This window comes from Streptomyces pseudogriseolus (genome assembly GCA_002154585.1).
In the GTDB taxonomy this organism is placed as follows: Bacteria; Actinomycetota; Actinomycetes; order Streptomycetales; family Streptomycetaceae; genus Streptomyces; species Streptomyces pseudogriseolus.
In genome coordinates this window covers 1-4,367 of sequence record MUNG01000606.1, presented here as the reverse complement: position 1 = coordinate 4,367, position 4,367 = coordinate 1, and the positions used below count along the sequence as shown (strand labels likewise).

The 4,367-nt window shown below is 70.3% G+C and carries 2 protein-coding genes and 1 pseudogene; all 3 read right to left on the bottom strand.

Translation table 11 applies throughout. The features are described 5' to 3' along the window. Positions 1 to 16: 16 nt before the first annotated feature. Positions 17 to 1,305 (bottom strand): annotated as a pseudogene (locus tag CCN29_RS33380) (maltokinase N-terminal cap-like domain-containing protein). 116 nt (positions 1,306 to 1,421) lie between these two features. Further along, complete coding sequence (gene treS / locus CCN29_RS33375; protein WP_086686228.1) at positions 1,422 to 3,122, bottom strand: maltose alpha-D-glucosyltransferase; 1,701 nt, start codon at positions 3,120 to 3,122, stop codon at positions 1,422 to 1,424. Next, the coding region (locus CCN29_RS33370; protein WP_086686226.1) for an alpha-1,4-glucan--maltose-1-phosphate maltosyltransferase at positions 3,119 to 4,367 on the bottom strand (1,249 nt) is incomplete at its 5' end. The genes CCN29_RS33370 and treS, both read right to left, overlap by 4 nt.

Here is a 4,367-nt window from a genome sequence, read left to right as displayed (position 1 = left end):
GCGCGGGTCGGGTGGGTCAGGTCGGGTCGGCCGAGGCGAGCCGGCGCAGGGCCGCCAGCGGGACGGGCAGCCAGTCGGGGCGGTGCCGGGCCTCGTAGACCGCTTCGTACACCGCCTTGTCGGTCTCGTACGCGCGCAGCAGCACCGGCTCGGTGCGCGGGTCGCGCCCTGCGGCCTCCGCGTACCCGGCGCAGTACGCCGCCCGGCAGTGGGCGGCCCAGTCCGGCTGCGGCGGGTCCACCGTGCGCGCCGCGTAGTCGAAGGAGCGCAGCATGCCCGCCACGTCCCGCACGGCCGGCTGGGGCATGCGACGCTCGGCCAGCGGCCGGGCCGGCTCGCCCTCGAAGTCGATNNCGCGTACGGCCGCAGCGCGGGCACCGCGTGCACCGCGGCCTCCAGCCGCTCGGTCATGCCGTGGACCAGACCGCGCATCTGCGCATGGCCCAGGGTGACCGTGGGCAGCGCACGCGCCAGCGCGGTGTGCACCTCCGCGGTGGCCCGCCCGATGGCCCGCGCCTCGGCGACGAAGTCCTCCCCCTTGGCCAGCTCCCGCAGCGCCAGCTCCCAGCCGTCGGTGGCGCCCTGCACGAACGGCTGGAGCACCCCCAGGACGTACGGCTCGCCCGTGGGCGACGGCCCGGCCGGGTCCCCGGCGTCGGTGACCAGCCACGCCGTCGGCGGCGGCACCCGGGGGCAGCCCTCGCGGGCCAGCGCCAGCGGCAGCTCCAGGTCGGGGTTGACGCCGGGCACCACCCGGCGCATCAGCTTCAGGATGTACGTGTCGCCGTAGACGACCGACGAGTTCGACTGCTCGGCGGTCATCAGGCGCGGCACCAGTCCGGGCCGTATCTCCTGGCGCGGGTCGCGCTCGAAACGAAGCCCGCCGATCCGGGCCTGGGTGCGCAGGGCCTCCAGGAGCAGGTCGGCGGGCCGGGTGTCGTGCAGGGCCTCGTAGACCGTCCGTCCGGCCAGGGGACCCTGCGACACATGACCGATCAGCGCGGGCGCCAGCCGGGGCGGCAGCGCCTCGCGCACGCCTATGAACAGCTGGTAGCAGTCGCCCGGCTGCTCGTGCCCCGCGTGGCCGGGCTGAAGCGGCTGGTGGGCGCGGACCAGCAGGTGGTAGAGGCCCAGCTTGGCGGTGGGCGGCAGCAGCTCGGTCGCCGCGACCAGGGCGAACCCGGTGACCGGGCGGCCCTTCCCGGCGAACCAGCGCTGCCTGGGCAGCCATTCCCGCAGCAGTGGATCGAGTGACGCAAGGAGGCCGGGCGGGGTCGTGACGGTACGTGTGACGGCTTCCGACATGGCGTCGCGTCCTTTCCCCTCTGTCGGCGCGCCACGGGGGGCGCCGCCGGTGGGCGGGGTGTTACTCATGCGTGCCCCGGGCGGAGCGGGAGAAACCGCCCGCCCCGCCCCGGGTTCTACGCGGCGTCCTTCCGGAGCCGGAACCAGTAGAAGCCGTGCCCCCCGAGCGTCATCAGGTACGGCAGCTCGCCGACGGCCGGGAACCGCACCCCGCCGAACAGCTCCACCGGGTGCCGCCCCTCGAAGGCGCTGAGATCCAGCTCCGTGGGCTGCGCGAAACGGGAGAAGTTGTTGACGCAGAGGACGAGGTCGTCCTCGTATTCGCGGAGGAAGGCGAGGACGGCGGGGTTGGAGGAGGGCAGTTCGGTGTAGGAGCCGAGGCCGAACGCCGGGTTCTGCTTGCGGATCTCGATCATGCGCCGGGTCCAGTGGAGCAGCGACGACGGTGAGGCCATGGACGCCTCGACGTTGCTGACCTGGTAGCCGTAGACCGGGTCCATGATCGTGGGGAGGTAGAGGCGGCCGGGGTCGGAGGAGGAGAAGCCGGCGTTGCGGTCCGGCGTCCACTGCATCGGCGTGCGGACGGCGTCGCGGTCGCCGAGCCAGATGTTGTCGCCCATGCCGATCTCGTCGCCGTAGTAGATGATCGGCGACCCGGGCAGGGACAGCAGCAGCGCGTTGAACAGCTCGATCTGGTTGCGGTCGTTGTCGAGGAGGGGGGCGAGGCGGCGGCGGATGCCGATGTTGGCGCGCATGCGGGGGTCCTTGGCGTACTCGGCCCACATGTAGTCGCGTTCCTCGTCGGTGACCATCTCCAGGGTCAGCTCGTCGTGGTTGCGCAGGAAGATGCCCCACTGGCAGCCGGAGGGGATGGCGGGGGTCTTGGCGAGGATCTCGGAGACGGGGTAGCGGGATTCGCGGCGCACGGCCATGAAGATGCGGGGCATGACCGGGAAGTGGAAGGCCATGTGACATTCGTCGCCGCCGGCGCTGTAGTCGCCGAAGTAGTCGACGACGTCCTCGGGCCACTGGTTGGCCTCGGCGAGGAGCACGGTGTCGGGGTACTGGGTGTCGATCTCCTTGCGGACCCGCTTGAGGAACGCGTGCGTGGCCGGCAGGTTCTCGCAGTTCGTCCCCTCCTGCTGGTACAGGTAGGGCACCGCGTCCAGCCGGAAGCCGTCGATCCCGAGGTCCAGCCAGAACTTGAGCGCGGAGATCATCTCCTCCTGCACGGCCGGGTTCTCGTAGTTGAGGTCCGGCTGGTGGGAGAAGAAGCGGTGCCAGTAGTACTGCTTGCGCACCGGGTCGTAGGTCCAGTTGGACGCCTCGGTGTCGACGAAGATGATCCGGGCGTCCTGGAACTGCTTGTCGTCGTCGGCCCACACGTAGTAGTCGCCGTACGGGCCGTCCGGGTCCTTGCGCGACTCCTGGAACCACGGGTGCTGGTCGCTGGTGTGGTTCATGACGAAGTCGATGATCACGCGCATGCCGCGCTGATGGGCGGCGTCGACGAACTCCACGAAGTCGGCCAGGTCGCCGAACTCCGGCAGCACCGAGGTGTAGTCGGCGACGTCGTAACCGCCGTCGCGCAGCGGCGACTTGAAGAAGGGCGGCAGCCACAGGCAGTCGACTCCCAGCCACTGGAGGTAGTCGAGCTTGGCGGTCAGACCTTTCAGGTCACCGATGCCGTCCCCGTTGCTGTCCTGGAAGGAGCGGACGAGGACCTCGTAGAAGACGGCGCGTTTGAACCAGTCGGGGTCCCGGTCCTTTGCGGGGGTGTCTTCGAAGGTGTCCGGGACGGGTTCGTTGACGCTCATGTGGCGGATGACCCTCCGATCTGCGGGGTGGACGGTCGCAGAACCGTGCTGTGTGTCCCGGAAGGCCCGTCCTCGGACCTCCCGCCGACGACGAGTACATGTGCCCCGCCCGGACCGAGACGCACATAGTTGGCGCTGCCCCATTGATAGGTCTCGCCGGTGAGCTCGTCGCGCACCGGCACCGACTCGTGCCAGTCCAGGCCGAGTTGTGGCATGTCCAACGAGACCGTCGCCTCCTGGGTGTGCCGGGTGTCGAGATTGGCGACCACCAGCACCGTGTTGCCGTCCCGCCGCTTCGAGTAGGCGATGACCTCCTCCTTGTCCGCCTGGTGGAAGTGGAGGTCGCGCAGCTGCCGCAGGGCCGGGTTCTCGCGGCGGATGGTGTTGAGGCGGGTGATCAGGGGGGCGATGGTGCGGCCCTCGCGGGCGGCGGCGTCCCAGTCGCGGGGTTTGAGCTGGTACTTCTCGCTGTCGAGGTATTCCTCGCTGCCCTCGCGCAGGGGGGTGTTCTCGCACAGTTCGTAGCCGCTGTAGATGCCCCAGGTGGGGGAGAGGGTGGCGGCGAGGACGGCGCGGACCTCGAAGGCGGGCCGGCCGCCGTGCTGGAGGTGGGCGGGCAGGATGTCGGGGGTGTTGGCGAAGAAGTTGGGCCGCATGTAGGAGGCGGCCTCCCCCGACAGTTCGGTCAGGTACTCCGTCAGCTCCTGTTTCGTGGTGCGCCAGGTGAAGTACGTGTAGGACTGCTGGAAGCCGATCTGGGCCAGGGTGTGCATCATCGCCGGGCGGGTGAAGGCCTCCGCCAGGAAGATGACGTCGGGGTCGGTGCGGTTGATCTCCCCGATCACCCGTTCCCAGAACACGACGGGTTTGGTGTGCGGGTTGTCCACGCGGAAGATCCGCACCCCGGTGTCCATCCAGTGCCGCAGGATCCGGCAGGTCTCCGCGACCAGCCCGTCCAGGTCCGCGTCGAAGGCGATGGGGTAGATGTCCTGGTACTTCTTCGGCGGGTTCTCGGCGTAGGCGATGGAGCCGTCGGGGCGGTGGTGGAACCACTCGGGGTGCTTGTGCACCCACGGGTGGTCGGGGGAGCACTGCAGGGCGAAGTCCAACGCGACTTCCATGCCGAGGTCGCGGGCGCGGGCGACGAAGCGGGTGAAGTCCTCCAGCGTGCCCAGTCGCGGGTGGACGGCGTCGTGGCCGCCCTCGGGGGAGCCGATCGCCCACGGCACGCCGACGTCGTCGGGG

Bases quoted from the DNA above. Each gene is read 5' to 3' on its own strand.
- treS (WP_086686228.1), bottom strand. From the start codon at position 3,122: ATGAGCGTCAACGAACCCGTCCCGGACACCTTCGAAGACACCCCCGCA.